Source organism: Salinisphaera sp. Q1T1-3, from assembly GCF_003602005.1.
In the GTDB taxonomy this organism is placed as follows: Bacteria; Pseudomonadota; Gammaproteobacteria; order Nevskiales; family Salinisphaeraceae; genus Salinisphaera.
Map to the genome: position 1 here is coordinate 17,386 of NZ_QZWD01000022.1, position 23,471 is coordinate 40,856.

23 protein-coding genes are annotated in these 23,471 nt (G+C 63.4%); 9 read left to right on the forward strand and 14 right to left on the reverse strand.

Annotated features, from left to right (window positions below):
- The first annotated feature begins 258 nt into the window (after window positions 1-258).
- Window positions 259-2,190, forward strand: coding sequence for an aconitate hydratase (locus tag D3260_RS15760; protein WP_120099572.1), 1,932 nt, complete (start codon window positions 259-261; stop codon window positions 2,188-2,190).
- 174 nt (window positions 2,191-2,364) lie between these two features.
- The gene (locus D3260_RS15765) at window positions 2,365-2,973 is read left to right on the forward strand and encodes a class I SAM-dependent methyltransferase (protein WP_120099573.1); all 609 of its coding nucleotides are present in this window, start codon (window positions 2,365-2,367) and stop codon (window positions 2,971-2,973) included.
- 458 nt (window positions 2,974-3,431) lie between these two features.
- Here the strand turns inward: D3260_RS15765 and D3260_RS15775 are convergent, their stop codons facing one another.
- Both D3260_RS15775 and D3260_RS15780 read right to left on the reverse strand, forming a co-directional pair.
- Window positions 3,432-3,791, reverse strand: coding sequence for a hypothetical protein (locus tag D3260_RS15775; protein ID WP_147418237.1), 360 nt, complete (start codon window positions 3,789-3,791; stop codon window positions 3,432-3,434).
- Between the two features lie 372 nt (window positions 3,792-4,163).
- The gene (locus D3260_RS15780; protein ID WP_120099576.1) at window positions 4,164-5,036 is read right to left on the reverse strand and encodes an AEC family transporter; all 873 of its coding nucleotides are present in this window, start codon (window positions 5,034-5,036) and stop codon (window positions 4,164-4,166) included.
- Window positions 5,037-5,169: 133 nt separating this feature from the next.
- Here D3260_RS15780 and D3260_RS15785 point away from each other — a divergent pair, with 133 nt between their 5' ends.
- Complete coding sequence (locus D3260_RS15785; RefSeq protein ID WP_120099599.1) at window positions 5,170-5,472, forward strand: antibiotic biosynthesis monooxygenase; 303 nt, start codon at window positions 5,170-5,172, stop codon at window positions 5,470-5,472.
- A gap of 29 nt (window positions 5,473-5,501) precedes the next feature.
- Here D3260_RS15785 and D3260_RS15790 read toward each other — a convergent pair whose 3' ends face one another.
- A complete protein-coding gene (locus D3260_RS15790; protein WP_120099577.1) occupies window positions 5,502-6,410 on the reverse strand; it encodes a DNA ligase in 909 nt (302 codons plus the stop codon).
- A gap of 196 nt (window positions 6,411-6,606) precedes the next feature.
- Between D3260_RS15790 and D3260_RS15795 the strand changes: the two genes are divergently transcribed.
- On the forward strand, window positions 6,607-7,215 hold the full coding sequence (locus D3260_RS15795; protein ID WP_120099578.1) for a superoxide dismutase: 609 nt from the start codon (window positions 6,607-6,609) through the stop codon (window positions 7,213-7,215).
- Between the two features lie 318 nt (window positions 7,216-7,533).
- Here D3260_RS15795 and D3260_RS15800 read toward each other — a convergent pair whose 3' ends face one another.
- Window positions 7,534-8,133 (reverse strand): NADPH-dependent FMN reductase, encoded by a 600-nt coding sequence (locus tag D3260_RS15800; RefSeq protein WP_120099579.1) that lies wholly within the window; start codon window positions 8,131-8,133, stop codon window positions 7,534-7,536.
- Window positions 8,134-8,199: 66 nt separating this feature from the next.
- Here D3260_RS15800 and soxR point away from each other — a divergent pair, with 66 nt between their 5' ends.
- Together soxR and D3260_RS15810 are read left to right on the forward strand one after the other, a co-directional pair.
- Window positions 8,200-8,664 (forward strand): redox-sensitive transcriptional activator SoxR, encoded by a 465-nt coding sequence (gene soxR, locus D3260_RS15805; RefSeq protein WP_120099580.1) that lies wholly within the window; start codon window positions 8,200-8,202, stop codon window positions 8,662-8,664.
- A gap of 215 nt (window positions 8,665-8,879) precedes the next feature.
- Window positions 8,880-9,770, forward strand: coding sequence for a polysaccharide deacetylase family protein (locus D3260_RS15810; RefSeq protein ID WP_120099600.1), 891 nt, complete (start codon window positions 8,880-8,882; stop codon window positions 9,768-9,770).
- Window positions 9,771-9,985: 215 nt separating this feature from the next.
- On the opposite strand, the gene msrA is transcribed toward D3260_RS15810, so the two are convergent.
- From msrA to D3260_RS15830, 4 genes are all read right to left on the reverse strand, one after another.
- Entirely contained in the window at window positions 9,986-10,492 is a 507-nt protein-coding gene (gene msrA / locus D3260_RS15815; protein ID WP_120099581.1) for a peptide-methionine (S)-S-oxide reductase MsrA, read from the reverse strand.
- Window positions 10,489-10,935 (reverse strand): peptide-methionine (R)-S-oxide reductase MsrB, encoded by a 447-nt coding sequence (msrB, locus tag D3260_RS15820; RefSeq protein WP_120099582.1) that lies wholly within the window; start codon window positions 10,933-10,935, stop codon window positions 10,489-10,491. Before msrB ends, msrA begins: the two co-directional genes overlap by 4 nt.
- An 83-nt stretch (window positions 10,936-11,018) precedes the next feature.
- A complete protein-coding gene (locus D3260_RS15825; RefSeq protein WP_120099583.1) occupies window positions 11,019-12,053 on the reverse strand; it encodes a proline racemase family protein in 1,035 nt (344 codons plus the stop codon).
- Between the two features lie 51 nt (window positions 12,054-12,104).
- Window positions 12,105-13,232 carry a zinc-binding dehydrogenase gene (locus tag D3260_RS15830; RefSeq protein ID WP_233544109.1) on the reverse strand — a complete coding sequence of 376 codons (1,128 nt, stop codon included), beginning with the start codon at window positions 13,230-13,232 and terminating at the stop codon, window positions 12,105-12,107.
- A gap of 837 nt (window positions 13,233-14,069) precedes the next feature.
- Between D3260_RS15830 and D3260_RS15835 the strand changes: the two genes are divergently transcribed.
- Window positions 14,070-14,396, forward strand: a complete 327-nt coding sequence (locus tag D3260_RS15835; protein WP_120099585.1) for a hypothetical protein — start codon at window positions 14,070-14,072, stop codon at window positions 14,394-14,396.
- A 71-nt stretch (window positions 14,397-14,467) separates the two neighbouring features.
- On the opposite strand, the gene D3260_RS15840 is transcribed toward D3260_RS15835, so the two are convergent.
- The 3 genes from D3260_RS15840 to D3260_RS15850 form a co-directional block, all read right to left on the reverse strand.
- Window positions 14,468-15,463 carry an NAD(P)H-binding protein gene (locus D3260_RS15840; protein WP_120099586.1) on the reverse strand — a complete coding sequence of 332 codons (996 nt, stop codon included), beginning with the start codon at window positions 15,461-15,463 and terminating at the stop codon, window positions 14,468-14,470.
- 19 nt (window positions 15,464-15,482) lie between these two features.
- Window positions 15,483-16,901, reverse strand: coding sequence for a dynamin family protein (locus D3260_RS15845; protein WP_120099587.1), 1,419 nt, complete (start codon window positions 16,899-16,901; stop codon window positions 15,483-15,485).
- 131 nt (window positions 16,902-17,032) lie between these two features.
- Window positions 17,033-17,290, reverse strand: coding sequence for a hypothetical protein (locus D3260_RS15850; RefSeq protein ID WP_120099588.1), 258 nt, complete (start codon window positions 17,288-17,290; stop codon window positions 17,033-17,035).
- Window positions 17,291-17,444: 154 nt separating this feature from the next.
- On the opposite strand from D3260_RS15850, the gene yghU reads away from it, so the two are divergent.
- Both yghU and gnd read left to right on the forward strand, forming a co-directional pair.
- Window positions 17,445-18,332 (forward strand): glutathione-dependent disulfide-bond oxidoreductase, encoded by an 888-nt coding sequence (gene yghU / locus D3260_RS15855; RefSeq protein ID WP_120099589.1) that lies wholly within the window; start codon window positions 17,445-17,447, stop codon window positions 18,330-18,332.
- A 77-nt stretch (window positions 18,333-18,409) separates the two neighbouring features.
- Window positions 18,410-19,390, forward strand: a complete 981-nt coding sequence (gnd, locus tag D3260_RS15860) for a phosphogluconate dehydrogenase (NAD(+)-dependent, decarboxylating) (protein ID WP_120099590.1) — start codon at window positions 18,410-18,412, stop codon at window positions 19,388-19,390.
- Between the two features lie 284 nt (window positions 19,391-19,674).
- Here gnd and D3260_RS15865 read toward each other — a convergent pair whose 3' ends face one another.
- The 3 genes from D3260_RS15865 to D3260_RS15875 all read right to left on the reverse strand — a co-directional run bounded on the left by D3260_RS15865 (window position 19,675) and on the right by D3260_RS15875 (window position 23,438).
- A complete protein-coding gene (locus D3260_RS15865) occupies window positions 19,675-20,133 on the reverse strand; it encodes a DUF3429 domain-containing protein (RefSeq protein ID WP_120099591.1) in 459 nt (152 codons plus the stop codon).
- A gap of 163 nt (window positions 20,134-20,296) precedes the next feature.
- On the reverse strand, window positions 20,297-22,267 hold the full coding sequence (locus D3260_RS15870; protein WP_120099592.1) for a hypothetical protein: 1,971 nt from the start codon (window positions 22,265-22,267) through the stop codon (window positions 20,297-20,299).
- A 289-nt stretch (window positions 22,268-22,556) separates the two neighbouring features.
- The gene (locus D3260_RS15875) at window positions 22,557-23,438 is read right to left on the reverse strand and encodes a sulfite exporter TauE/SafE family protein (RefSeq protein ID WP_120099593.1); all 882 of its coding nucleotides are present in this window, start codon (window positions 23,436-23,438) and stop codon (window positions 22,557-22,559) included.
- Between the last annotated feature and the right edge of the window lie 33 nt (window positions 23,439-23,471).

The window sequence follows — 23,471 nt, forward strand, 5'->3', positions numbered from 1 at the left end:
CGCGAAACGCCTGGCTAGTAGTGGTCGGGTCCGGAGGGTGGGCCGGGCCAATGTCCCGTGGGCGTCCCTCGCTGTTGTATATCCAACATAGCCGAAGTCGCATTGTCTTGGCGAGCCGGCAACGCGGAAGCCCATGAAACCGTGCGATTAAATGCGAATGATTCGCAATCAGCGCAAAAGCCCTGGATTTCTTTCATTTCGTCCAGCCCGCTCGGCGAGCTAGAGTTGTCTGATCGCTCTCATGGAGGATCTCAGACCATGGCTCGGAACGTTACCCAGAAGCTCATTGAATCCCATCTTGTCGACGGCGAGATGACCGTCGGCGAGGAAATCGCCCTCCGCATTGATCAGACGCTCACCCAGGATGCGACGGGCACTCTGGTCATGCTCGAGCTCGAGGCCATGGAACTCGATCGGGTCAAGACCGAGATCTCGGCGCAGTACGTCGATCACAACCTGATCCAGGAAGACAACAAGAACCCGGACGATCATCTGTTCCTGCAGTCTGCCTGCGAACGTTTCGGCGTGCATTTCTCGCGGCCCGGCAACGGTATCTCGCACGCCGTGCACATGGAGCGTTTCGGTCGCCCGGGCAAGACGCTGCTCGGTTCCGACTCCCACACGCCGGCCGGCGGGTCGATGGGCATGCTGGCCATCGGCGCTGGTGGGCTCGAGGTCGCCATGGCGATGGCCGGCGAGCCACTCTATACCAAGATGCCGCAGGTCTTCGGGGTGAAGCTCACGGGCGAGTTGCCCGACTGGGTCTCGGCCAAGGACGTCATTCTGGAGATGCTGCGCCGGCACGGGGTTTCGGGCGGCGTGGGCAAGATCATCGAGTACTACGGCCCGGGGCTGGACAACCTCGATGCCATGGACCGTCACGTGATCGCCAACATGGGGGCGGAGCTCGGTGCCACGACGACCGTGTTCCCGGCCGATGACGAGATCCGGCGTTTTCTCAAGTCACAGGGGCGCGAAGACGAATACGTCGAACTCGTCGCGGACGCGGATTGCGAATACGACGCACATGACGAGATCGATCTGTCCAGGCTCGTGCCCCTGATCGCCAAGCCGACTTCGCCCGGCAACGTGGTGCCGGTCGAGGAACTGGCCGGCGAGGATCTGTATCAGGCGTATATCGGATCATCGGCCAACCCCGGCTATCGCGATTTCGCCATGGCCGCCGAGATGGTTCGCGGACGACAGGTCTCAAAGGATGTGTCGTTCGATGTGAACCCGTCATCGCGTGCCATGCTTCAGACGCTGGCCCGTGACGATCGTCTCGGTCTCTTGATCGGTTCGGGGGCGCGTATCCATCAGGCCGGCTGCAACGGGTGCATCGGCATGGGGCAGGCGCCGGCCTCCGGCCGCAACAGTCTGCGCACGACACCGCGCAACTTCCCCGGCCGGTCGGGCACCAAGGAGGACTCGGTCTTTCTGTGCTCGCCGGAGACCGCCACGGCCTCGGCACTGATGGGCTGTATCACCGATCCGCGCACGCTGGACTTCGACTACCCGCAGGTCACCAATCCGGATGACCCGGTCATCAATGACCAGATGATCGAGAAGCCGCTGTCGGTCGAAGACGCGCGTCAGGTCGAGCTGGTCAAGGGCCCGAACATCAAGTCGCTGCCTGACTTCGAGGGGCTGCCGGATGCCTTCGAACTGCCGGTGCTGCTCAAGGTCGGCGACGATATCTCGACCGACGAGATCATGCGTGCCGGGGCCGAGGTCCTGCCGTTTCGTTCCAATATTCCGGCGATCGCCGAGTTCGTCTACGACGTCGTCGACGAGGATTATCCGGCACGTGCCAAGGATACGGGCGATCACGCGATCATCGGTGGGTCCAACTACGGCCAGGGCAGCTCGCGCGAGCATGCCGCGATCGCGCCGCGCTATCTCGGTCTGCGTGTGGTCGTGGCCAAGGACTATGCCCGTATCCACTGGCAGAATCTGGTCAACTTCGGGATCCTGCCGCTGACGTTCGCCGACGCGGCTGACCTCGACAATCTCAAGCAGGGCAGCAAGCTGAAGGTCAGCGGCCTGCACGAGGCCTTGGAACAGGGCGATACCGTCGAACTGACGGTCGAGGGCGGCAGCCCGATTGCATGTCGCCATGCGTTGTCGGCACGACAGATCGAAATACTGCGCGCCGGCGGCTTGATCAACTGGAAGCGCGATCAGGGCTGAGCAAGGTTGACCCGGTGGATTCCCTTGCTTGATCAGTGCGTGGCCCGCCTCGACGTGGCTTGGGGCGGGTCACTGTTTGAGAAAAGATGCTTTTTTTTGTCACAAGGCGCGGTTCGGCGTATTCTCCGGCAGCTTGGCCCGAGGCCGTGACTCGAACACCAATAGGTATGCGCCATGGATGAACGCTCTGTCGTGACGGCTTACCGACGTCTGTCAGGCACTTATGACCGCTTTTTCGGTCCTGTCTTCGAACAGGGGCGGCAAGTCGCCGTCGACCGCATGGGCTGTGAAGCCGGAGATCGCGTGCTCGAGGTCGGCGTGGGCACCGGATTGTCACTGGCGCATTACGCAGACGGCGTCGATGTCGTGGGCATCGATGTTTCTCCGGACATGCTCGAGCATGCGCGCAAGCGCGTGAACGGCAACGCCGAGCGCGTCACGCTGGAAGTCATGGATGCCCAGTCCATGGATTTTCCCGACAACAGCTTCGACAAGGTCGTAGCGATGTATGTCGTTTCTGTCGCGCCCGATCCCAAGAAGGTCGTCGACGAAATGAAGCGGGTATGCAAGCCCGGGGGCGATATCTACATCGTCAATCACTTCAGCCAGAAAGGCCCGATGGCTCGACTGGAGCGGCTGGCCTCGCCGCTGTCGAAGCTCGTGGGTTTCCGGCCGTCGTTCCCGTTGGATGATTTCCTGGCCATGGCCGAACTCGACGTCATCGAGCAGAAGCCGGTCAATGCGTTCGGTTACTGGACCTTCATCCACGCGCGCAATATCTAGGGCCCGTTAACACGTCCCGCGTGCGCCGCGCCGGCGCTCGTTTTTTGCAAGACAAGGCATCGGGCGCGTACGGCCGTCATTCTGACGTCGCGAACGACAATGCCGGATTGCCGTAAAACAGCACTTGTCCCGAAGGGTTGGGCCACAAATCGCGCCCGGCGGCGTTGCGAGCCTTGCCGGACACACTGTGGTCTCTCGACGAAAAGGCGCTCGAACGAAACCTCAACAGGCCCGAGCACGCGTCGGGTTGGAATCAGGACGCGGAAAGAGCCGGCGTTTGCCGGCTTTTTCGTTTGCGCATCGCGGGGGGGGGCCCGGATGTGATGGCCCGGAAGACGCGCGCGGCGGTCGACGAAAGAGTCGCTCACTCGGTGATATGAACGCCTTCGTTTGCAGTGCGGTTTGCCTGAAACGCCGCGCTGTGGACGCGTTGGCGATTGCGGGCATGAGAGAACGGGCTATGTGCCTGTCACCACGACGCCCGGAAAGAGCGCGGACGCCCAGGATTGCAGTTCGTCGATCGACGAGCATGAAACGAAACGGCCGTCTTGTGGGCGGTAAAGGGAGAGTGACGCGCCGGTAGCCAGGCGATTGGCCAGAACACGAAGCTTGGCTTCAACCCAGCCCACCGTGCTGGCGGCCCCGTATCCGTAAGCGTCGTCGAGGCGAAAGTAGAGCGCTGCCGACACGATGCCAGTGGCGAAGAGCTCGGCATCCAACTGTTTGTTGAACTGGCTAGGGCCTGTTGATGTTTCGTGCGAGCCCGCGCCAAGCGCTGTTCTGCGGCAAGACGAGGCGTAGCAGGCATAGCGTGTCATTCTGCGCCAGCCTGCTAGAACGCTGTATTGCCGCAAAACAGCACCTGTCCCTTCGGGTTGGGCCGCAAATCGCGCCCTGCGGCGTTGCGAGTCTGGATCGTGGCACGCCACGATCGGCAACTCGCGCCTTGCAGGACACGATTTGCGGTCTCCAACGCGGCGCTCGCACGAAACATCAACAGGCCCTAGTGTCCATGGCAGTCCGACAATTGATAGCGCGCCGTCGCCGGACAGTCGCGTGCGATACCGCGGGCGCATTGGATCGCGAAGGTGGCGCGGATCGGCCTGCTCGGTATGTCGCCCTGCCAGCATAGTGATCGCGCCAGCGTCCAGCAACGCTTGCCGGTGCTGACCGCTGGCCTTCGGTGTTGTTTACAGCACAAAGGCCAGCGTGAGCGGGATGCTCGCCAGCGCCACGACATGGCCGACTGCCACGATCGCTGCCACCTGTTCCGGGTCGACATCATATTGCTCGGCCAGCATGTAATTGAGCACGGCCGGTGGCATGACGCCGAAAATGATCACGAGGGCGGCCAGCGGCGCATCCGGCCGGGTCAGTGCGACGAAGGGGATGGCCACGGCCAGCCCGACGATCGGAGCCGCCAGCCCGCCGATGAGCCCGGCACGCCACTGTCCCTTGGCGCCGGCCGACAGGCGCACGCCCAGGGCGATAAGCATCAGCGGGATCGAAACCTCGCCAAGCATCTTGATGGCCGGTGCGATCATGGCCGGGGCGTGCCAGTCGAAGGCCATGCAGGCCAGTCCGGCCACCGTCGCCAGTATCATCGGATTGGAGGCCAGTCGTCGGGGCGACATGCGCTCGCCGAGCAGCCAGAGCCCAACGGTGAACTGCAGCGTGTTCTCGACCACCATCAGTACGACCATCAGCGCCAGTCCCTGATTGCCGAAGGCCAGGTGGGCGACGGGCAGGCCGAGATTGCCGCAGTTCGGAAACATCAGCGGCGGCAGATAGACATCGGCGCGTCGCCCGGTGGCACGTACCCACAGCCAGCCCAGCGCACCGGCGCCGAATACCACCACCAGAGCCGCCACGGCCGCCAGGCCGAGCGAGAGCTGGCCGCCGGCGCGCTCGGTCAGCGCATAGAAGATCAGGGCCGGTGTGAATATCGTGATGTTCAGGGCGTTCGCGTCGCGCACATCGATACGACGGGTGCGGCCATACAGATAGCCGAGGCCGATCACGCCGAACACCGGCACGATGATTTCCAGAATACGTAACAGCAAGAGCAGGCAGAGCGGGCGAACGGAGGGGATGGGCATTGTACGACTTGCGTCGCATAGCGCGAGTCAGGATCCGTTGGGGCGATCGCGGCGTGTTTGCGTACAATCGCAACGACAATCGATGCAGGAGAGCGCGATGTTCGTCGCGATGAACCGTTTCTTCATCAAGCCCGGTCACGAAGAGACTTTTCTGGAGATCTGGCGCAACCGGGATTCCCATCTCAACGAGGTGCCGGGGTTCAAGCAGTTCAACATGCTGCAGGGCCCGACCACCGAGGAGCACACGTTGTTCGTGTCTCATTCCTACTGGGAGTCGCGCGAGGCCTTCGAGGCCTGGACCCACTCGGAAGCCTTTCGCAAGGCGCACGCCGGAGCCGGCGGTTCGCGTGAGATCTATCTTGGACCGCCCAAGTTCGAGGGCTTCGACATCAAGCTGTAGTACCACTCGGCGCCCGATGGACGCCGCGATCATGGTGTGGCGGCCTGGGCGCCCACCTCCGGTGGTGGGCCGCCCGGGCGCCGATGCAGGAACCGCGCGAAACGCGGCAGGCCGGTCGCTGTGTGCCCCTGATAACGATAGCTGATCCAGCTGCCCACCGGTGGCGGATCGGCGCGCTGGGCATCCGTGAAACCGGATCCGATGGCAAAGCGGCGGCCGTCGGGCGTGCGCACTTCGAGAGAGCCCATCAAGCCTTCGAGTCGTCCCGAGCCCGGGTTGTAACCGATCACGCGGGCTTCCGCGTCCGCGTACGGTTTGACCTTGAGTAACCCGGCATGGCGACCGGACACGTAATCCCGATCACCGCGATGCATGACCAGACCTTCGCCGCCGTGTGCCACGACATCGGCCATGCGCTGTTCCAGCGCGGCCTCGTTGGCGACATGGAACTGCCGGATCGTGACCACCCATGGATCGCCGATCGCCGCGATTGCCTTGCGTATGGCCGGAACGCGAGCGTTGAAATCGCCCGGATGTTCGGGCAGATCGAACACGAGATAGGATACGTCATGCCAACGCGGGTCATCCGGACCGGCGGTTCGCACGATCGTCGAAGCACGAGAGAATTCGTGATAGCCGGTCCACAGTTCGCCGTCCAGGGCGATGTCCGGGAAGTGCGCCGTGAACCATTCGGGTAACGGAATCACGGTGCCGGCCCGGGTGCGCATGCGCTGGCCGTCCCAGTAGCCGCGTACGCCGTCGTATTTCTCGGAAATCCAGTAATCGGCGGGATCGACCTGGCCGTGATAGACATCGACCAGCTCGACGGCCGGCGGTGTGCCGGCCCGGGCAGCGCCGGCATATAGCGATGCCAGCAGCGCCAGAACGAGACACGCCGCCGCGGCAGCAGAGCAAACGAACCTGGTGTTGTCGTGCATGTGTTCCCCCAAACACATTCGATATACAACGACTGTAAGCGTTGTCGGGCCGTCACGCGAATACGAGGCCGGCCTGGCGGTCGCGACACCGCTTTTGTCCGTCAGAGCGCTTGACCTCAAGCGAGGTTGAGGGCTGAGGGTGTGACGTCATCCGAGCGATTCAGCCGGATGAGGCGATACCCAACCGGCGACCGACATGGCATTCGAACTGCCCGATCTGCCCTACGATTATGACGCGCTCGAACCGCATATCGATGCGCGCACGATGGAGATCCATCACACCAAGCATCACAACGCCTATCTGACGAAGTTCAACAAGGCCATCGAAGGCACGCCGCTGGAAGACCAGGATCTCGAGACGATTCTGGCCAGCGCCGGCCAGCACGGGGCCGGCGTGCGCAACCAGGGTGGCGGTTACTACAACCACATCATCTTCTGGGAAAGCATGTCGCCCGACGGCGGTGGCAAGCCGAGCGGCAAGCTGGCCGAGGCCATCGATTCGGCCTTCGGCTCGTTCGATGACTTCAGGGAACAGTTCACGGCGGCCGCGACGGGTCTGTTCGGCTCCGGCTTCGTCTGGCTCGTCGTCGATGCAGGCCAGCTCAAGATCGTGTCCACGCCGAACCAGGACAATCCGGTCATGGACGTGGTCGCCGAGTCCGGCAAGCCGATCCTCGGTCTGGACGTCTGGGAGCATGCCTTCTATCTGAAGCATCAGAACAAGAAGCCGGACTACGTGGATGCCTGGTGGCACGTCGTCAATTGGGACGGTGTGGCGAAGAAGTTCGAGTCGGCCAGCTATTAACCCGGCATAAAAATAGATGATTTTTCGGGTTGATAACGCGCGTGTGCGAAAGCACGCGCGCCACGGCCAACGGCCGTGAAGCCATTGAAAATAAAAAGACGGACAAGTGCCGGCATTTATTCTTCGATGGCGTTGAAAAAAGCTGACGTCGTCAGCTGTTTTGGTGCCGGATTAATAAGCGCCGGCCCGCCGTCAGGCGAACGAGGCCCCGTCGCATTGCGGCGGGGCCTCGTCTCATTCGGCGAAGTATTGTCGGATTGCATTCATGCGGTGCTCGTCGGCATACCGCCTGACAGCGCCTGCCGCGGCGCGGCCGTGTCACATCGATGTCGGCGTCGTCCGTTCCTGATCCGCCTCGGTATCGACTGGGGCATGACGGGCCGGCGCAAGCGCGTCATGCCACCAGTCGAGCCGCTTGATCAACCGGTCGAGCTGGCGGCCCTGGGCCGGCGTGGCCTGCAGGGCACCATCGGTGTCGATCAACTGATTGATGTGGGCCAGGCTCACTTCCGGGCTCAACGGCATGGCTTCGAGCGCGGTGATCACTTGTCGAAGCTGCATGAGCGCTCGCAGACCGCCGGATTGCCCGCCGTAGCCGACGAGGCCGACCGGCTTGGCGCACCAGCTCGCCGATGAAGCGTCGATGAGCTGTTTGAGGGCGGCGGTGTACCCGTGGTTGTATTCCGGGCTGACGATGAGCATTGCTTCGGCATGATCAAGCCGGGCTTCGAGGTTGGCCCAGCTGGCCCGTGGCAGGGGCTGGTCGATGAACGACAGGGCGAGTCGCTGCGGGTCGATGATTTCCACAAGCCAGTCGGAGTTGGCTTCGATGCGATGACGGACCCAGGCGGTGACCGCATCACAACGACGGCCGTGGCGGGCGCTTCCCATGACGAGCGCGAGCGAGCGATAGGACATGATCGATACCGGCAGCTTGAGCTTGATTTGCTATTGTCAAACCTCAACGAAACTTGAGGTCAAGCGATGAGTGCACCGCTCGATCCGAAGAAGAAACAGCTTTCGGTCGGCGAGGTTGCCGATCGTTGTGGCGTTGCGGTCTCGACGCTGCATTTCTATGAACGCAAGGGATTGATCGCCTCGCAACGTAATGCCGTCAACCAGCGTCGCTATACACGAGATGTGTTGCGCCGTGTCGCCGTGATCCGCACGGCTCAGCGTGTCGGCGTGCCGCTGGCCGAGATCGGCGCCGCTCTCGCCACGCTGCCGGATTCACGTACCCCCAATGCGGTCGACTGGGCCCGTCTGTCGCAGATCTGGCGCCGCGATCTGGACGCCCGGATTGCGCATCTGGTCGAGCTGCGCGAACAACTCGACGGCTGTATCGGATGCGGCTGTCTGTCGCTGGCGGCCTGTCCACTGCGTAATCCCGACGATGTGCTGGGCCAGCGGGGCAGCGGTGCCCAGCGATTGTCCCCGGAGCCGGAATGAGGCAACGGCCCGCGCGGCATGTCGAGGACAGGCCGGGGTCGCGCGCGGCGCTTGTATGATGAGCTGGCGCATGAGACGCCGTCATCGTGTTGCCGACATGGCTTGGCTGAGGGGGTCCGGATCGACGGCGAGAAAGCCCGACACGCCGGGAATGGGCGTGTGCCGATTCGCGACACGCCCTAGAATGGAGCCAACCCACGTTCTTGAAGGTCGCCATGTCGACTCATCTTGCCCAGCACGGGCGCTACGACTACGTTGCGATCAACGATCGCCCGGATTTCACATGGCCCGAAGGCAAGCGTCTTGCGGTCTATATCGGCCTGAATTTCGAGCATTTTCATTTTGGGTCGGGGTATGGTCCCATGCTCGTGCCCGGGCGGCACGAGCCTGATGTGCTGAATTATTCGTGGCGCGATTATGGCAATCGTGTCGGGGCGTGGCGGATGTTATCGCTGTTCGAGTCGCTCGGTCTGCCGGCCGGGCTGATCGTTAACGCCGCCATTGCCGATTACTGCCCGGAACTGATTCGAGCATATCGCCAGAAGCTCTCCAGCGAGCTCATCGCACACGGACGAACGAACAGTGAATCCCAGAATGAATTCGATGAAGCCGGTGAGGCGGCGCTGATCGCCGAGTCGCGGGATCGACTCATATCGGCCTTCGGCGAGCGACCGGTTGGCTGGCTCGGCCCGTGGATCGCCCAGAGTCGGGCGACGCCGGATCTCTTGGCCGAGGCCGGTTTCATCTATCACATGGACTGGGCTCACGACGACCAGCCGATCTGGATGGACACCCGCGGGCGCGGCGAGATTCTCTCGGTGCCTTATCCGCAGGAAATCAACGATATCCCAGCGATCGTTCCACACCGTATCGATCATCGCGAATTCGAGGCTCGCATCGTCGATCAGTTCGACGAGATGCTGTTCCAGTCGCGACGTCAGTCGCTGGTCATGGGCATCGCGCTGCATCCCTACATCAGCGGGCAGCCGTTTCGCCTACGGGCACTGCGACGAGCGCTCGAGCATATCGCAGCCCATCGAAGTCAGATCTGGTTGACCACGCCGGGCGCGATCGCCGAGCACTATTCCGGATTATTCTCTGGCTGAAACGTCGGCGCGACGATAGCCCCGGTAGCTGTCCGGCCACGGCCGGGCAGGTGTGCTCGCCAAGCGACAAGGCCCGGCGGTGACATGAACGTCGTGCCGGTCCCGGATCCGGTCAGGCCGCAATGGCAATCGGTGTCTGCCGAGGAATCGGCCGCCGCAGGCGCGCGGAAACGCCACTGTGTCGACCGCGTGGGCGACACAGTGCGCCGGCCGTATCAGCCTGTCTTTCGACGTGGTAGTACCCAGTCGGCGCGCGGAAAATGGCAGGTGTAACCGCCGGGAACCTTCTCGAGATAATCCTGGTGGTAGTCTTCGGCCTCCCAGAACGTGCCGGCCGGTGCGACTTCGGTCACCACGGGGCCGGGCCAGATACCCGAGGCCTCGACGTCTGCGATCGTATTCTCGGCGACTTCGCGCTGTGTTTCGTCCAGATAATAGATCGCCGAGCGGTAAGACTCGCCGATATCGTTGCCCTGACGGTTGCGTGTGGTCGGGTCGTGGATCTGGAAGAAGAACTCAAGCAGGCGACGATAACTTGTCCGGGCATCGTCGAAGACAATCTCGATGGCTTCGGCGTGATGGCCGTGATCGCGATAGCTCGGGTATTTCATGGTGCCGCCGGAATAGCCCACCCGCGTGCCCAGGACGCCGTCCTGTCGCCGGATGAGATCCTCCATGCCCCAGAAACAGCCGCCGGCGAGAATGGCGCGTTGCTCGCTCATACGTCCTCCACCTGATTCATATAGTCGCCGTAGCCGCGCGCCGTCATTTCATCCTTGGGGATGAACTGGAGCGCGGCCGAATTGATGCAGTAACGCAATCCGCCCCGGTCGCTGGGGCCGTCGGGAAAGACGTGGCCGAGATGGCTGTCGCCGTGGGTAGAGCGGACTTCGGTACGCACCATGCCCATGCTGTTGTCGGACAGCTCGTTGACATGCGCCGGCTCGATCGGCTTGGTGAAGCTGGGCCAACCGCACCCCGATTCGTATTTGTCCGACGAGGCGAAAAGCGGCTCGCCGGAGACCACATCGACGTAGATGCCGGCCTGCTTGTTCTCTAGATACTCGCCGGTCCCCGGACGTTCCGTGCCATTGTTCTGTGTAACCCGATACTGTTCCGGGCTCAGTTGCGAAATCGCGTCCTGGTTCTTTTCGTACTGCGCCATAGCCTGCGCTCTCTTTATCAAGACTTGATCTAATAAATAGGATTGCGTGCCATCAAATCAAGCATGGTCGCGCGGTTTCGCGTTCAGCGGGGCGCCACGATCGCATCGAGCGACAGATGCGACAGCATCGGATCGTCCGTGTTGGCGATGATCTGAGACTCAGCGATCACATAGGCCCGGCCTGTGATGGTGTTTTCGACCACATTGTGTCCGTCGACACGATCGCGGCCCGTGAACTCGCCGACGAAACGCGTATCCCGCAGCGAGACGGTCTCCAGCCGGTCGCCCGGTACGATCTCGCCGCGCTGATTCATCAGGGCCAGACGGGCCGAGGTGCCGGTCCCGGTGGTACTGCGACAGATCACGCCGGGGTGCACGTAGGTCGCCGAGCGGGATCGGTAATAGCCCGGGCCGACGGTCTCGGTTGGGCCCATGAAATGCAGGAAGGACAACGGGCCGACGTCGCCAAGGCTGTAATGTGCAAACCGGCGTTCGTCGCGAATGGCCGTGACGATGGCATGCGCCGTCTCGGCCAGCTGGCGTTCTTCGTCCGGTACCAGGGCAAAGCCCAGCGCCGCGGCGTCGACGAGCGCATAGAAGCCGCCGCTGTAGGCCACGTGATAGTCGACGAGGCCGATGCCCGGCACATCGACCCGGGCATCGAGGGTATCGATATAGCTCGGCAGTCCGGCGCACGTGATCGACCGTACCACCCCGTTGTCGATCTGGGCGACGATATCGACCGGCCCGGCCGGTGATTCGAGCATGAAACGCTGTTGCCCCTCCTGTTTTTCGATGAGGCCGGCTTCGAGCACGGCCGTGGCGGTACAGATCGTGTTGGACCCCGAATAGATCGGATAACCCATGACCTCCATAATGATGTAGCCGGCTACCATGCGTGGATCGTTCGAGGCCACGATCAGGTCGACCGACATCTCGGGGATGCCATAGGGCTCTTCCAGCAGCAGGCGGCGCAGATCGTCGGCCTCGTCGCGAAGATGCGTCATCCGGGCTCGCACGGTATCGCCCGGCAGGTCGTAGGTGCCGCCGAGCACGATACGCGAGACATCGCCGCCGGCATGGGTATCCATCAGGCGCAAGGCGAATTGTTGGTTCATTTTCAAAGTCCTTGAGAGCGGGCGCTTTCAATAAGCGGCGACGGTGCTCGATCAGGCCAGCGCAAACGGCGCCCCGTGTGTTGCCCACTGTGCATCGGGCACGACCACGACCTTGCCCAGATGGCCCGCCGCGCGGTCCACGAAGTAGCGCTCGCAGTCATGGATCGCCGAAAGCGGGAAAGCGGCCTGGAGTACCGGCCTGAGTCGGCCGGCCCGAATCCAGTGCACAAGCTGTTCGGCCTCGGCCCGCGTGCCATGCGAAACGCCGACGATCCGGACCTGATAGAGATAAATCAGCGTCCACGGGATCTCCGACACATTGGATTCGCTGGCACCGGCGATCGACAGTCGCGGATACGTTGTGCGGGCGACCATGTCGAACGTCATGGCCTCGATGAACCGTCGCGTCGAGGCGCCGCCGACGAGATCCATCACGGCGTCGAACGGGACGCCCCCGGTCGCCGCGGCCGTTCGGGCCACGAAATCCCGTGTATCGCGGCGATCGAAAACGGCTTGTGCGCCGAGTTCGCACAATGCCGGTGCCTTGGCCGGCGTCGAGCTGGCGTAAGGAATCGCGCCGATGATTCGACAGAGCTGGATGAGGGCTGTTCCGACACCGCCGCTGGCCCCGGTGATCAGCACATGCTCGCCGGGGTGGATATCGGCCGCGGTCAGCATGTGATATGCCGTCTGGTAAGAGCACATTCCGAGTGCGGCCAGCTCGGCATCGGCCAGCGTCGGATCGGTCACGGCATGAAATTGATCGTCCGGTACCACCACGTATTCGGCGAAACCGCCGTCGGCACCGTGGCCGAAGTAATCCGGTACGAGGTTGATATCGCGACGGCCAGTGCCGTAGATATTGAAATCCAGCAGGCCGCGTTCGCCCAGGCGTGCCGGATTCATGCCGTCGCCGACAGCCGCGACGGTGCCCACGACATCGGCCCCCTGAATGCGGGGGAACGTCAGCGTCGGCTTCCCGCCGATCGCGAACGAGACCGCCTCGTCGTCATCGCGGGTCGAATAATGGCCTTCGCGTGCCTTGCGATCGGTGTTGTTCTTGGCCGTGGCTGTGACCTGCACGAGCACCTGTCCGGCCTCGGGCCGGGGCACCGGCACATCGTCGCGATAGACGAGCCTGTCGAGTCCGCCGTGGCCGGTGAGCAGCACGGCCGACATCGTTTGAGGTATTGGGTTCGGCATGGCGAGTTGCCCTGGGATCCAGGTTGCCATGCTAGGGCCTGTTGAGGTTTCGTTCGAGCGCCTTTTCGTCGAGAGACCGCCGTGTGTCCGGCAAGGCGCGAGTCGCCGTATCGTGGCGTGCCACGGTCAAGGCTCGTAACGCCGCCGGGCGCCCATCGTCGATTTTTCATGGGCGGCCCAACCCGAAGGGACAAGCACCCCAAAATCAAGGATACGACGGCAATCCAGCGTTGTCGCCCGCGGGTGCAGCATGACGGCACGGCGCGCACGACGCCTCGTCTTGCCGCCCATCGTCAATTTCAGGGCGCGCTTGGCGCGGACTCGCACGACATCTCAACACGCCCTAGGGCCTATCCATATGGGATGCGAGCCGGCCGGTCATTGGCGGCGCCACCGTTGTGGTCCGCCGCGTCGTCCGATCGGCGCGTCTGACCGGTCGAGCCGATAGGCGACGCCGGTTCGATGCCAAACGACGGCGTCTATGCGTTCATCGATCCCGCCGGCAGTCGTTGTATCGGCGTTGGCGATAACGCAGACGATGTCGCTTTGGCGTCGGTCCGAGCCATTCTGCCCGATTCATTTGCGCGCAACCGAAGAGCGCGGCTGGCGTGTCGTTGTTCTGAGCCGGTCGTACATGAGGGCCGTCTCTCGGCCGCTATTTTATAAGTCACTGACTATGGATGCCTAATCAAACAAAAGCATAAAGCTATCGGTGTTATTAAACTTTAGTCGTAAGAAAACGGTTGAAAGGCGGCCATCCGCTGGCACTATGTGCGACATACAACGAAAGTCGAATATCACCGAGAGGTCATCATGAAACAGCTCCACGCTTCAAAATTCGCCTTGTCTGCGGCTGTTGCCGTCGCGCTGGGTTTCGGTGCCGTCAACGCCGATGCCGCCGTCCAGAGCGGTAACTACCAGACGCATGTGCTGCCCAGCACTACGCGCCATGTGAGTGATCATCAGACAGCCGTGAGTGCGGCGTCCGATCACGGTGATCGAGTGGTTGCCGGCAACTACCAGACACATAACTCGCCTTCCAGCACGCGTCATACCGACGCCATCGCAGGTCACGAGTCGCGGCACAACTTTGCCGCCAACGATCGGGCTGGCGCTGAAAACGATCACTGGCAGCAGTGATGTATTGTCGATTGAACGAAAAACCCGGCCCCGGCCGGGTTTTTTTTTGGCCGCTCGGGGCGAGCCGACGGTCAGCGCCGTGTCCTGTTCCGATCGAACAAGGCCTGTTCGCCAAGCGCTTGATCGATCGCGCCATGCCGCCAGGCCTGTCGATAGAAAGTCGAGAGCGTCTCGTGGCCGAATCGTTGGGTCGCAGCGGCTGAGGGCTCGCCCGAGGCGGGATCGAGGGCCAGCAGCGGCCGGGTGGCGTAGAAGCGGGCGATGCGCGCGAACTCGGCACCGTTGGCAGCACGCCCGGACACACCGGAGACCGCCGTCAGCCCGTGAACGGCCGTATGCAACAGCGCCAGCGGAATCCGGCGGAAACGGGGCGGGCGCCCAGCGAGTTCGAACAACATGTCGCCGCGTTGTCGCGGCGTGATGGGCTGGCCGGGGCCGCCGACATTGAGCACGCGGCCGTGCAGCGCGGTGTCGGTGAGCGTATCGGCGATCAGGCGTGCGGTATCCGCCTCGCTGATCGGTAGGCACGGGGGGCCATCGTCGGGGCCGAACAACAGGAACGGCTTGCCCGAGCGCACTCGCTCGATCTGGCCGGCCAGTGATTTGAAGAATGCGCTGGGTCGTACGATCGACCAGCGCAGTTGCGGGTCGGCTCTGAGAATGCTCTCGAAAGCCTGTTTGGCGCGCTGGAAGGCCAGCACCGGCGTTTGGACACAAAGCGCCGAAAGCAGAGAGAAATGCCGCACACCGCCGGCGCGTGCGGCATCGAGCAGAATGCGATTGGCGTTGTACTCGACATGCCAGGCATCTGCCGGTTGCCCGGAACGCGAAGCCAGACAGGAGATCACCGCATCGACAGGTGCCGGGGCGAAGATCTCGGTTTCGAGTCGCTTCGGGTCATCGACGGGACAAACGCGAATATCCGCCCCGTGCAGTCGCGCAGCCAGAAAAGTGTTCTCGACCGGCTGGCGGCGGACAACGGCGATGACGCCATGCCCGCGAGCATTGAGCTCGGCCACGACCTGTCGACCGATATAACCACTGGCACCAGCGACGACGACGCGCATTGACGGGCGAGACAGGCGATCAGCCGGAGGGCTGGGCGAACCGGTCGTTGAGCCGGCGGACCATGGTTTCCTGCTTGTCGAGAATACGCCGGACCCGCTTGCGCGCGAACATCGTCCAGCCCTTGGGCTGCAACAGAAAGATGCTCCGCCACCAGCGCGTGTTGCGTACGAATGCCCCGCGCAGATCCATTGCGAAGACCTGCATCGAGGCCGGTTTGATGCTGGCCGCAATCTGGCGGGCGGCAAGGCGGCGCGCGCTGAAATGGATCGCGCCCAGCACGATCGCCACCAGCGCGACCACGACCCAGCCGAAGGTGCTGCCCTGCATCACCTCGCTGACCACCTGGTGGGTGGTATTACCGGCCCAGACGAAGCCGGCGACCAGTAGTGCAATGAGCGGTGCGATGCCGGCCAGGTCGTAGAGCGCGACCCGCTGGCGCCAACGGCCCAGATACTGCTTGAGCCGGCCGACGCCCTCCGCGCCGGACAGCCGGCTGGCTGCCCCGGTCATCAGTTCAACCACGCGATAGGCGCGGTCGACTTCCACGCCGACCATGCGCCGCTGGATCTCGGCCAGATCCTCGTCTTTCTTCTGCTTGAAGCGCGCTGCCAGCGATTCGTCGCGGATCGGGCCTGCTGCTTCCTCGTCATAGATCCGCAGGAAACGGCCGGCGCTCAGGCCCGCCGAGGCCAGCGCCCGTTGCCAGGCGGCGACCACGTCCTCGGGATTGTCTTCGCCGGCGGTGGTGTCGATCTGGTTGAGCACGAAGACGAACTTACTCGCGTCATCGCGATCGATGGTATCCGTGACCAGATGCTGGAGCGTGTCGCGCATCGCGCCCGGTTCGGGATGTCGAGCATCGAAGAAGACCAGCACCAGATCGGACAGATCGATGATGCGGTCGGTGATCTGCAGCGTCGCGGAGCGCTGGCTGTCGGCGTCGAAGCCGGGCGAGTCGAGGAGGATCTTGCCGCGGATCTTCTCCGAGTTGCAGGTCTTGAGCTGCAGGTAATTGTTGATCCGCCGGCCTTCGCCGGCCGCGACGTCCTCGATGTCGCCACTGATGCGATAGAAGGGGAAACGCAGGTCGGCATCGAGTGCCGTGCCGGGTAGCGTACGGGCCTCTTCAGCGTCGCTGTAGCAGATCACCGAAAACCGATCGTCGACGGCCTGGTTGCCGGTCCGTTGCAGGGCCGTCCCCAGGTAGCCGTTGATGAAGCTGGACTTGCCGGCCGAAAACGTGCCGAGCAGCGAGATCACCGGCCACCACGACACCCGGCGTGTGAAACTCTCGCCCGGGCCCAGCATGCGCATGCGATGCGCGATGCGATCGAGGCGTCGGAACTCGGCGAGTGGCTCGAGCAGCAGCGGATTCTCGCGTTTGAGATGCGATTCCAGCGAGTCGGTGCGAGTTGGCTGCTTCCGCTTGTTGCTCATGCAATCCCCTGGGGCTCGAATCCATCGCGCGAGCCCTGATCCGCGCAAAACGTCATTCTATGCCAAGCGTGACACGACATGGGTCACGCCTGCTGTATCCCGTCATGCACGGATCATGCGAGCACGTGGGTTCACTGCCTGTCGGCGTTATCGGTACGGTCGGTGCGGCCGCTCTCGTCACGAGACGGATCACGCACGACCGGCGTCTGTCCCTTGTAACCGCCGGCGCTGTCCTGCTTGACCGGTGACTGTACTTCATAGCCATGTTTCTTGGCCTCGTAGCCGCCGGCCGCGCCCGCGGCCCCGGCAGCGGCCAGAACACAGCCCTGGGTCCCGGCAAGCAGCGTCAGGGCGCCGGCCATCGTCAGCATGCGTGTTGTCTTGTTCATCTGTTTCTCCTGTCGGGCCGCGGTACGAGCGCGGTCTGCCGGGCATCGTGCCCATGCCGGCGTGATGTTTGCTGAACAAATCCGGCAAAGGGTCGAGCACGGGGCCGACGAAGCGTTAGACTATTTGTCTATAACATGGATTTCGACACGGATCATGAGCGAAAAACAGTCGAATTACACGGTTCCGCGCGTCTGGCGCCACGACAAGCAAAGCGGTGGTCAGTTCGCTGGTATCAACCGGCCCTACGCCGGGGCACGCTATGATGTCGAGCTGCCGGTCGGCGAGCACGATTACCAGCTCTATTCGCTGGCCACGCCCAATGGCGTGAAGGTCACGGTGATGTTCGAAGAGCTGCTCGAGGCCGGCCACGCCGCCGAATACGACGCCTGGCCGATCAACATCGGCGACGGGGAGCAATTCTCTTCCGGGTTCGTGGCTGTCAATCCGAACTCCAAGATACCGGCGCTGGTCGATCGCAGCGTGGTGCCAGCACAGCGTCTGTTCGAATCCGGCTCGATGCTGTTGTACCTGGCCGAGCGTTACGGCGCCTTCATTCCGGGCGAGTCCGCCGCGCGCACCGAGACATTGAACTGGCTGTTCTGGCAAATGGGCTCGGCGCCCTACGTCGGCGGTGGGTTCGGCCATTTCTACAACTATGCGCCGGAGCCGATCGAGTACGCCATCGATCGATTCACCATGGAGACCAAGCGCCAGCTTGATGTCCTGGATCGACGGCTGGCCGAATCGGCCTACCTGGGTGGCGCCGATTACTCGATCGCCGATATCGCCACCTGGCCGTGGTACGGCGCGCTGGCCCTCGGTCGCCTCTATGATGCCGGCGAGTTCCTGCAGGTCGACGAATACGAAAACCTGCAGCGCTGGGCCCGGGCGATCGACGCCCGGCCGGCGGTGCGTCGTGGTCGCATGGTCAATCGCCTGTGGGGGGATCCCAGCGAGCAGCTGCGCGAGCGTCACGCGGCCAGCGATTTCGAGCATCGCACGCAGGACAAGATCGAGGCTGCATCGCCGACGCTTGACTGAATGGTCGGCCGGCGATGAATCACGTTGTCTGAGCCTGTCGCCAGCGCGTGGCAGGCCGTCTACAAGGAGAAGCGATAGTGAAGATCGGAGTGTTGGGACTGGGTCGCATGGGCGCGAACATCGCGCGGCGCCTGATGGACGACGACCACGAATGCGTGGTCTACGATCAGAACGTCAAGGCCGTCGAGGCTGTCGTCGCCGACGGCGGCGAAGCGGCGGAATCGCTTTCCGATCTGACCGCGCGCCTGACGCCACCCCGCACGATCTGGCTGATGTTGCCGGCCGGCGACATCACCGAGCGCACCATCACCGAACTGTCGAGCCTGCTCGAGGGCGGCGATACCGTCATCGACGGTGGCAATGCCAATTTCAAGGATGATGTGCGACGCTCGAAGCAGTTGGCCGAGCACGATATCCACTACATGGATGTCGGCGTTTCGGGCGGCGTCTGGGGTCGTGAACGCGGTTACTGTCTGATGATCGGCGGTCGTCAGGACGACTTCGAACGTCTGGATCCGGTCTTCTACACGTTGGCCCCGCATGTCGGTGAGATCGATCGCACGCCCGGCCGCGACGGCCTGGACAAGCGGGCCGAGCAGGGGTATCTGCATTGTGGTCCGGTTGGCTCCGGCCATTTCGTCAAGATGGTCCACAACGGCATCGAGTACGGGATGATGGCTGCCTATGCAGAAGGCTTCGATATCCTCAAGAATCGGGCGAAGGAAGAGCTGCCGGCGGATGAAAGATACGATCTGAATCTGGCCGATATCGCCGAGGTCTGGCGGCGCGGCAGCGTGATTTCGTCGTGGCTGCTGGACCTGAGCTCGATCGCGCTGGCCGAGGACGGTGAGCTGTCGGAATTTTCCGGCTACGTCTCGGATTCCGGCGAAGGGCGCTGGACGATTGATGCCGCGGTCGAGCAGGCGGTGCCGGCCAACGTGCTGGCTTCGGCCCTGTTCTCGCGTTTCCGCTCACGCGTGGACGATGGCTTCGGCGATCGACTGCTGTCCGCGATGCGCAACCAGTTCGGCGGCCACGTCGAATCGCATAACGAGTAAGCCGGTCCGGTCGTACGCTCGACCAGGGACTTCCACAAAACCCCGGGGCATGGCGTCACGAGATCGGCAGTCGCATTGCCCCGGCCGGTCGTGTCAGGTAAGGCGCGGGCTGCCGCGCGTGGCCCGCGCCTCGCTCAAGGCTGGCAATCCGACGGGACGGCGGTCATTTTCCGCAATTCGGCGTTGTCGTCGGCAACGGCAAAATGACTGCCGTACGCGCGCGATGCCTTGTCTTGCAAGAAAATGATCGCCGGCGCGGCGCACGCGGGACGTGTTAACAGGCCCTAGAAGAGCAGTGCGAGCAGGATCGAGGTCATCGACAACGCGGCCAGCCCCATCTGGGGTGGCCGCAGTATGCGGAAGAAGGCAGGTACTTCGCCGCGCCGTGCGGCATGCGGATCGATGACCGCAACGCCCAGAAAGCCGAGCGCCGCGAGTGCGACAGCGATACCGGCATAGGGCATCAGAAAGATCACCAGGCCGAGGGCGAACAGTAGCCCCATGGTGATCAGCTGGGCCGGTTGGGGGCCGCCTTCGGTGAAGAAGCTCAGACCGCGTCGTACCCCGGCCAGGAAAAAGAACAGAATCGCCGACCAGTAGATCGCGCCGGCCGTGATGAAGGCCATCGTGACCGGACCGACAAACCAGACCATGATGCCGGCTGCCACGAGCGGCACGATCGGCAGATAACCCAGAATCCAGCTGCGGGTCGGGATGGTATCGGCACGGGGGAGTAGCGACATGTCAGGCGTCTTCGTTTTCCGATGGGTCGAGCATACCGAGTCACGACGCGTTCGTGCGTCACGTCATGGGTTGACCGTAGCCGGATTTAAATGACCGGCCGCTGACGCGGCCGATACGACACCGTCAGAGGGGTCGGGCGCGGGCGCTCGCACGCCCAGCGGTTTACTGAAATGCCTCGCCCCAGCTCTGCTCGGCCAGAGCGACCGCTTGCAGGACCTCGGTTTCCGGTACGTTGTCCGGATCGCCTTTTTCCAGCGGATCGAAATGGTAGACGAATAACCGTGAGGCGAATTCGGTGAACGGCAGGCTCGCTTCCCCGTGATACTCGCCGTGGCCATGTGTCGAGGTGACCACGCCGAGCCCCCAGTCCTGCCCGCTGTCGTTGTTCGGGTTGAAGAAATAGACTCGCATCACGCCTTCGGGGTCGAGGGCGACCCGCAGGATCGTGATGGCATGACGGCCGATGTAGCGGCCGGCGCTGTCGGTGGCGGCAATCCCGGCCGGCTGAGGATGGATGACCGGCAGCCGGTTGTTGTATTCGGGGTGATAGCTGGCATAGAACTGCCGCACGAAATCGGCGTGGGCCACGATGCGGTCGGTCATGGGATCGGCGACCACGCGGAATCCCTGGCCGACCCACCAGCCGTAGAACTCGGGGTGTATCCAGCGATGCAGATCGTCGTCGCGTTCGCCGCACAGGCGACCCATCTCGATATAGATCCGGTCGAGATGCGGGACCAGGATCATCGATACCGGATCGACATCCAGCGGCCGGCGCTTGGCCAGCCCGGCGGCCAGGCCCTTCGACGAGATCGTTTCGCCCTCGAATCGAAACAGGATCTCGTCGTCCCGGGCAGCCCAGGTCAGAAGCTGGAGCAGGTAATCCGGATCGTTGGCGGCCCACATCGAGACGCCGATCACCGACTGGCAGGTCGGATTGTTACCCTGGCCGACGCCGAGCGGCTGACCGAGCAACGACAGCACGCCGGCCAGCAGGAAGACACGCGGGGCCAGGGCATCGCCGAAGGCCGCGCGCAGCGTGCTCCGGGTATCCTCCGACAGCGGCAGTTGTATCTGACGCCAAAGCCCGGCCGCGACCGGTTCGCTATAGAGCACGCCGCGCTCGAGCAGACACGCCAGACCGTAGATTGCCTGCGCCGTTTCGGCGTAGATGCATTCCGTGATCAGCGCGTAGACGAGCTGGGCATAACAGCCCAGCGCATCGCGCCCGGTGCTGGACAGCCCGAGCGCTGCCGGAATGAGGGTCTTGCCAGCGTCATCGAGTGACAGCAGATGACGCAGAAAGATGGCGTGATAGTCCGACACCAGCCCCGTGGCGTGCATCGCCTCGGCGAATCCGGCGGCCTCGTCGGCCAGCGCGCCCGGCTGCATGTCGGCCAGTCGGTCGTTGTAGACCGACAGGCCCGGGTCCTCGCGGCATCCCGGGGTGGGCGAGAACAAGCTGTCGACGAGGGCGGCGGCTCGGCTGTTCTCGGTATCCAGCAGACGATCGTACAAACAGTGGGCGATCTGGATCACCATGCCGCGTGCTTGATCGACATCAATGGGCCGCTGGTCGAGGATGCGCCAGACCTCGGCGACCAGGCTGTCCAGAATGCTCTCGTAGCCCATCGTCGCCAGTTCGAAGGCGTAGAGCGATGCGACCGCGGGGCCGAGATCGTGACTGCGTTCGCGGTCGGCCTCGTTCAGGCGGCCGTCCATGAGGTCCAGATTCAAGGCCATGACCTGGGTCATGAATTGATGCGCGCGTCGGGCGGTGATCCGGGGATGCTTGTAGTCGCCCTTGGCGACGGCCAACAGACGCAACTGACTCAGGGCCTCGATGGTCGTGGTCTGCCAGTCGCCGGTCCGCAGCGAGATCTTGGCGATATCCGCCTGCAGAATGACCGGTTCATTCCAGTCGGTACCGGCGAACACGCCGGCCGATTCCAGACGGCGCACACGTTGATAAAGCAGATCGGGGCCGTCGGGCTCGGCCAGAACCGCGCAGGCCGCGGCCAGTACATTCGTATTCGGTGCGTCCGGATGCGCCTGGCGCATCTGGCCGAGTCCCATGATGGCCTCGTCGAGCTGGGCGACGGCGGGTCGGGCCTGCGGAGAAGTCGTGGACATGAACGATGCCGGGATCAAATGGTGCAATCGGCTCGATCCGTGCTCGCCGGTTGCACCGATAAGATACACGGATTGTCGTGGCCCTAGGGCGTGTCGTCACGAGAGAGGCAGGGGCAACCCGAAGAGCCAGCGGCCAGGCAACGACAGTCCGGCGTTATCGCGCGCTCACGTGGCTTGGCCACGCCAGACGCGCGATGCCCTGTCTTGTCGCCGCGTGGCCGCGGGAGCGACGGTCTATCTCGTGACGACGATACGCCCTGGGGAGATGTTGTGACGCGTCGGGTGCGGTTCAGGTATTCGACGAGGCCGGGGTGCGCCGTGCCTGACGATGCTGGCGCACGGCGGCGAGAACCAGCGTCGCCCACAGAGCGAGGCCGACGATGAGCACGCCGCGACTGATGTCGGCATCGAGACCGGCACTGTGCATCAGTGTCCGGGCGTTGGTCATGATGATCGCGCCGCCGACCACGGCGGCCAGCACATCCGAGGGCAGATAACGCACCACGGCCGCAGCGACCGGGGCCGCCGCCAGCCCGCTCGCGGCGAATACGCCAACCCAGAGCCAGTTCACGCCGCCGATGCCCAACGTCAGCAGAAAGCCGAACGTACCCGCAATCGTGATCGCGAACTCGCTGGTATCGACCGAGCCGACGACCTTGCGTGGGTCCATCCGCTTCTGGGCCAGCAGCGTCGGAGTCGCGATCGGGCCCCAGCCCCCGCCGCCGATACTGTCGAAAAAGCCTGCCACCAGCGACATCGGAACCAGCGTCCAGGACGACAACCGCCCGGGCCGCGGTTCGCGCCGCTGCGATAACAGATAGCGCGTGACCACGTAAAAGCCGAGGATCAGCAGAAAGCTCGCCACGAACGGACGCATCGCATCCCCGGGCAGGCTGGTCAGAAACACGGCGCCGGCGAACGCGCCGATGGCCCCGGGGCCCATCATGCGCTTGACGAGCCCTGTGTCGACGTTGCCGAACCGATAATGCGATACGCCCGAGGCTGCCGTCGTCGCCACCTCGGCCAGATGGATCGATGCCGAGGCCACGGCCGGCGTGATGCCGATGGCCAGCAGGATCGAAGAGGAGGTCAGGCCGTAGCCCATGCCGATCGCGCCATCGACCAGTTGCGCGATGAAACCGGCGATGCCGAAAAGAACCAAGCGTTGCATGGCAAGAGCGCCCGAACCGGGCCCGGTGGAAAT

Excerpts from the sequence above, each read along its gene's own strand:
- D3260_RS15760 (WP_120099572.1), top strand. The coding sequence starts at position 259 with ATGGCTCGGAACGTTACCCAGAAGCTCATTGAATCCCATCTTGTCGAC.
- D3260_RS15765 (WP_120099573.1), top strand. The coding sequence starts at position 2,365 with ATGGATGAACGCTCTGTCGTGACGGCTTACCGACGTCTGTCAGGCACT.
- D3260_RS15775 (WP_147418237.1), bottom strand. The coding sequence starts at position 3,791 with ATGACACGCTATGCCTGCTACGCCTCGTCTTGCCGCAGAACAGCGCTT.
- D3260_RS15785 (WP_120099599.1), top strand. The coding sequence starts at position 5,170 with ATGTTCGTCGCGATGAACCGTTTCTTCATCAAGCCCGGTCACGAAGAG.
- D3260_RS15790 (WP_120099577.1), bottom strand. The coding sequence starts at position 6,410 with ATGCACGACAACACCAGGTTCGTTTGCTCTGCTGCCGCGGCGGCGTGT.
- D3260_RS15795 (WP_120099578.1), top strand. The coding sequence starts at position 6,607 with ATGGCATTCGAACTGCCCGATCTGCCCTACGATTATGACGCGCTCGAA.
- D3260_RS15800 (WP_120099579.1), bottom strand. The coding sequence starts at position 8,133 with ATGTCCTATCGCTCGCTCGCGCTCGTCATGGGAAGCGCCCGCCACGGC.
- soxR (WP_120099580.1), top strand. The coding sequence starts at position 8,200 with ATGAGTGCACCGCTCGATCCGAAGAAGAAACAGCTTTCGGTCGGCGAG.
- D3260_RS15810 (WP_120099600.1), top strand. The coding sequence starts at position 8,880 with ATGTCGACTCATCTTGCCCAGCACGGGCGCTACGACTACGTTGCGATC.
- msrA (WP_120099581.1), bottom strand. The coding sequence starts at position 10,492 with ATGAGCGAGCAACGCGCCATTCTCGCCGGCGGCTGTTTCTGGGGCATG.
- msrB (WP_120099582.1), bottom strand. The coding sequence starts at position 10,935 with ATGGCGCAGTACGAAAAGAACCAGGACGCGATTTCGCAACTGAGCCCG.
- D3260_RS15825 (WP_120099583.1), bottom strand. The coding sequence starts at position 12,053 with ATGAACCAACAATTCGCCTTGCGCCTGATGGATACCCATGCCGGCGGC.
- D3260_RS15830 (WP_233544109.1), bottom strand. The coding sequence starts at position 13,232 with ATGTCGGCCGTGCTGCTCACCGGCCACGGCGGACTCGACAGGCTCGTC.
- D3260_RS15835 (WP_120099585.1), top strand. The coding sequence starts at position 14,070 with ATGAAACAGCTCCACGCTTCAAAATTCGCCTTGTCTGCGGCTGTTGCC.
- D3260_RS15840 (WP_120099586.1), bottom strand. The coding sequence starts at position 15,463 with ATGCGCGTCGTCGTCGCTGGTGCCAGTGGTTATATCGGTCGACAGGTC.
- D3260_RS15845 (WP_120099587.1), bottom strand. The coding sequence starts at position 16,901 with ATGAGCAACAAGCGGAAGCAGCCAACTCGCACCGACTCGCTGGAATCG.
- D3260_RS15850 (WP_120099588.1), bottom strand. The coding sequence starts at position 17,290 with ATGAACAAGACAACACGCATGCTGACGATGGCCGGCGCCCTGACGCTG.
- yghU (WP_120099589.1), top strand. The coding sequence starts at position 17,445 with ATGAGCGAAAAACAGTCGAATTACACGGTTCCGCGCGTCTGGCGCCAC.
- D3260_RS15865 (WP_120099591.1), bottom strand. The coding sequence starts at position 20,133 with ATGTCGCTACTCCCCCGTGCCGATACCATCCCGACCCGCAGCTGGATT.
- D3260_RS15870 (WP_120099592.1), bottom strand. The coding sequence starts at position 22,267 with ATGTCCACGACTTCTCCGCAGGCCCGACCCGCCGTCGCCCAGCTCGAC.
- D3260_RS15875 (WP_120099593.1), bottom strand. The coding sequence starts at position 23,438 with ATGCAACGCTTGGTTCTTTTCGGCATCGCCGGTTTCATCGCGCAACTG.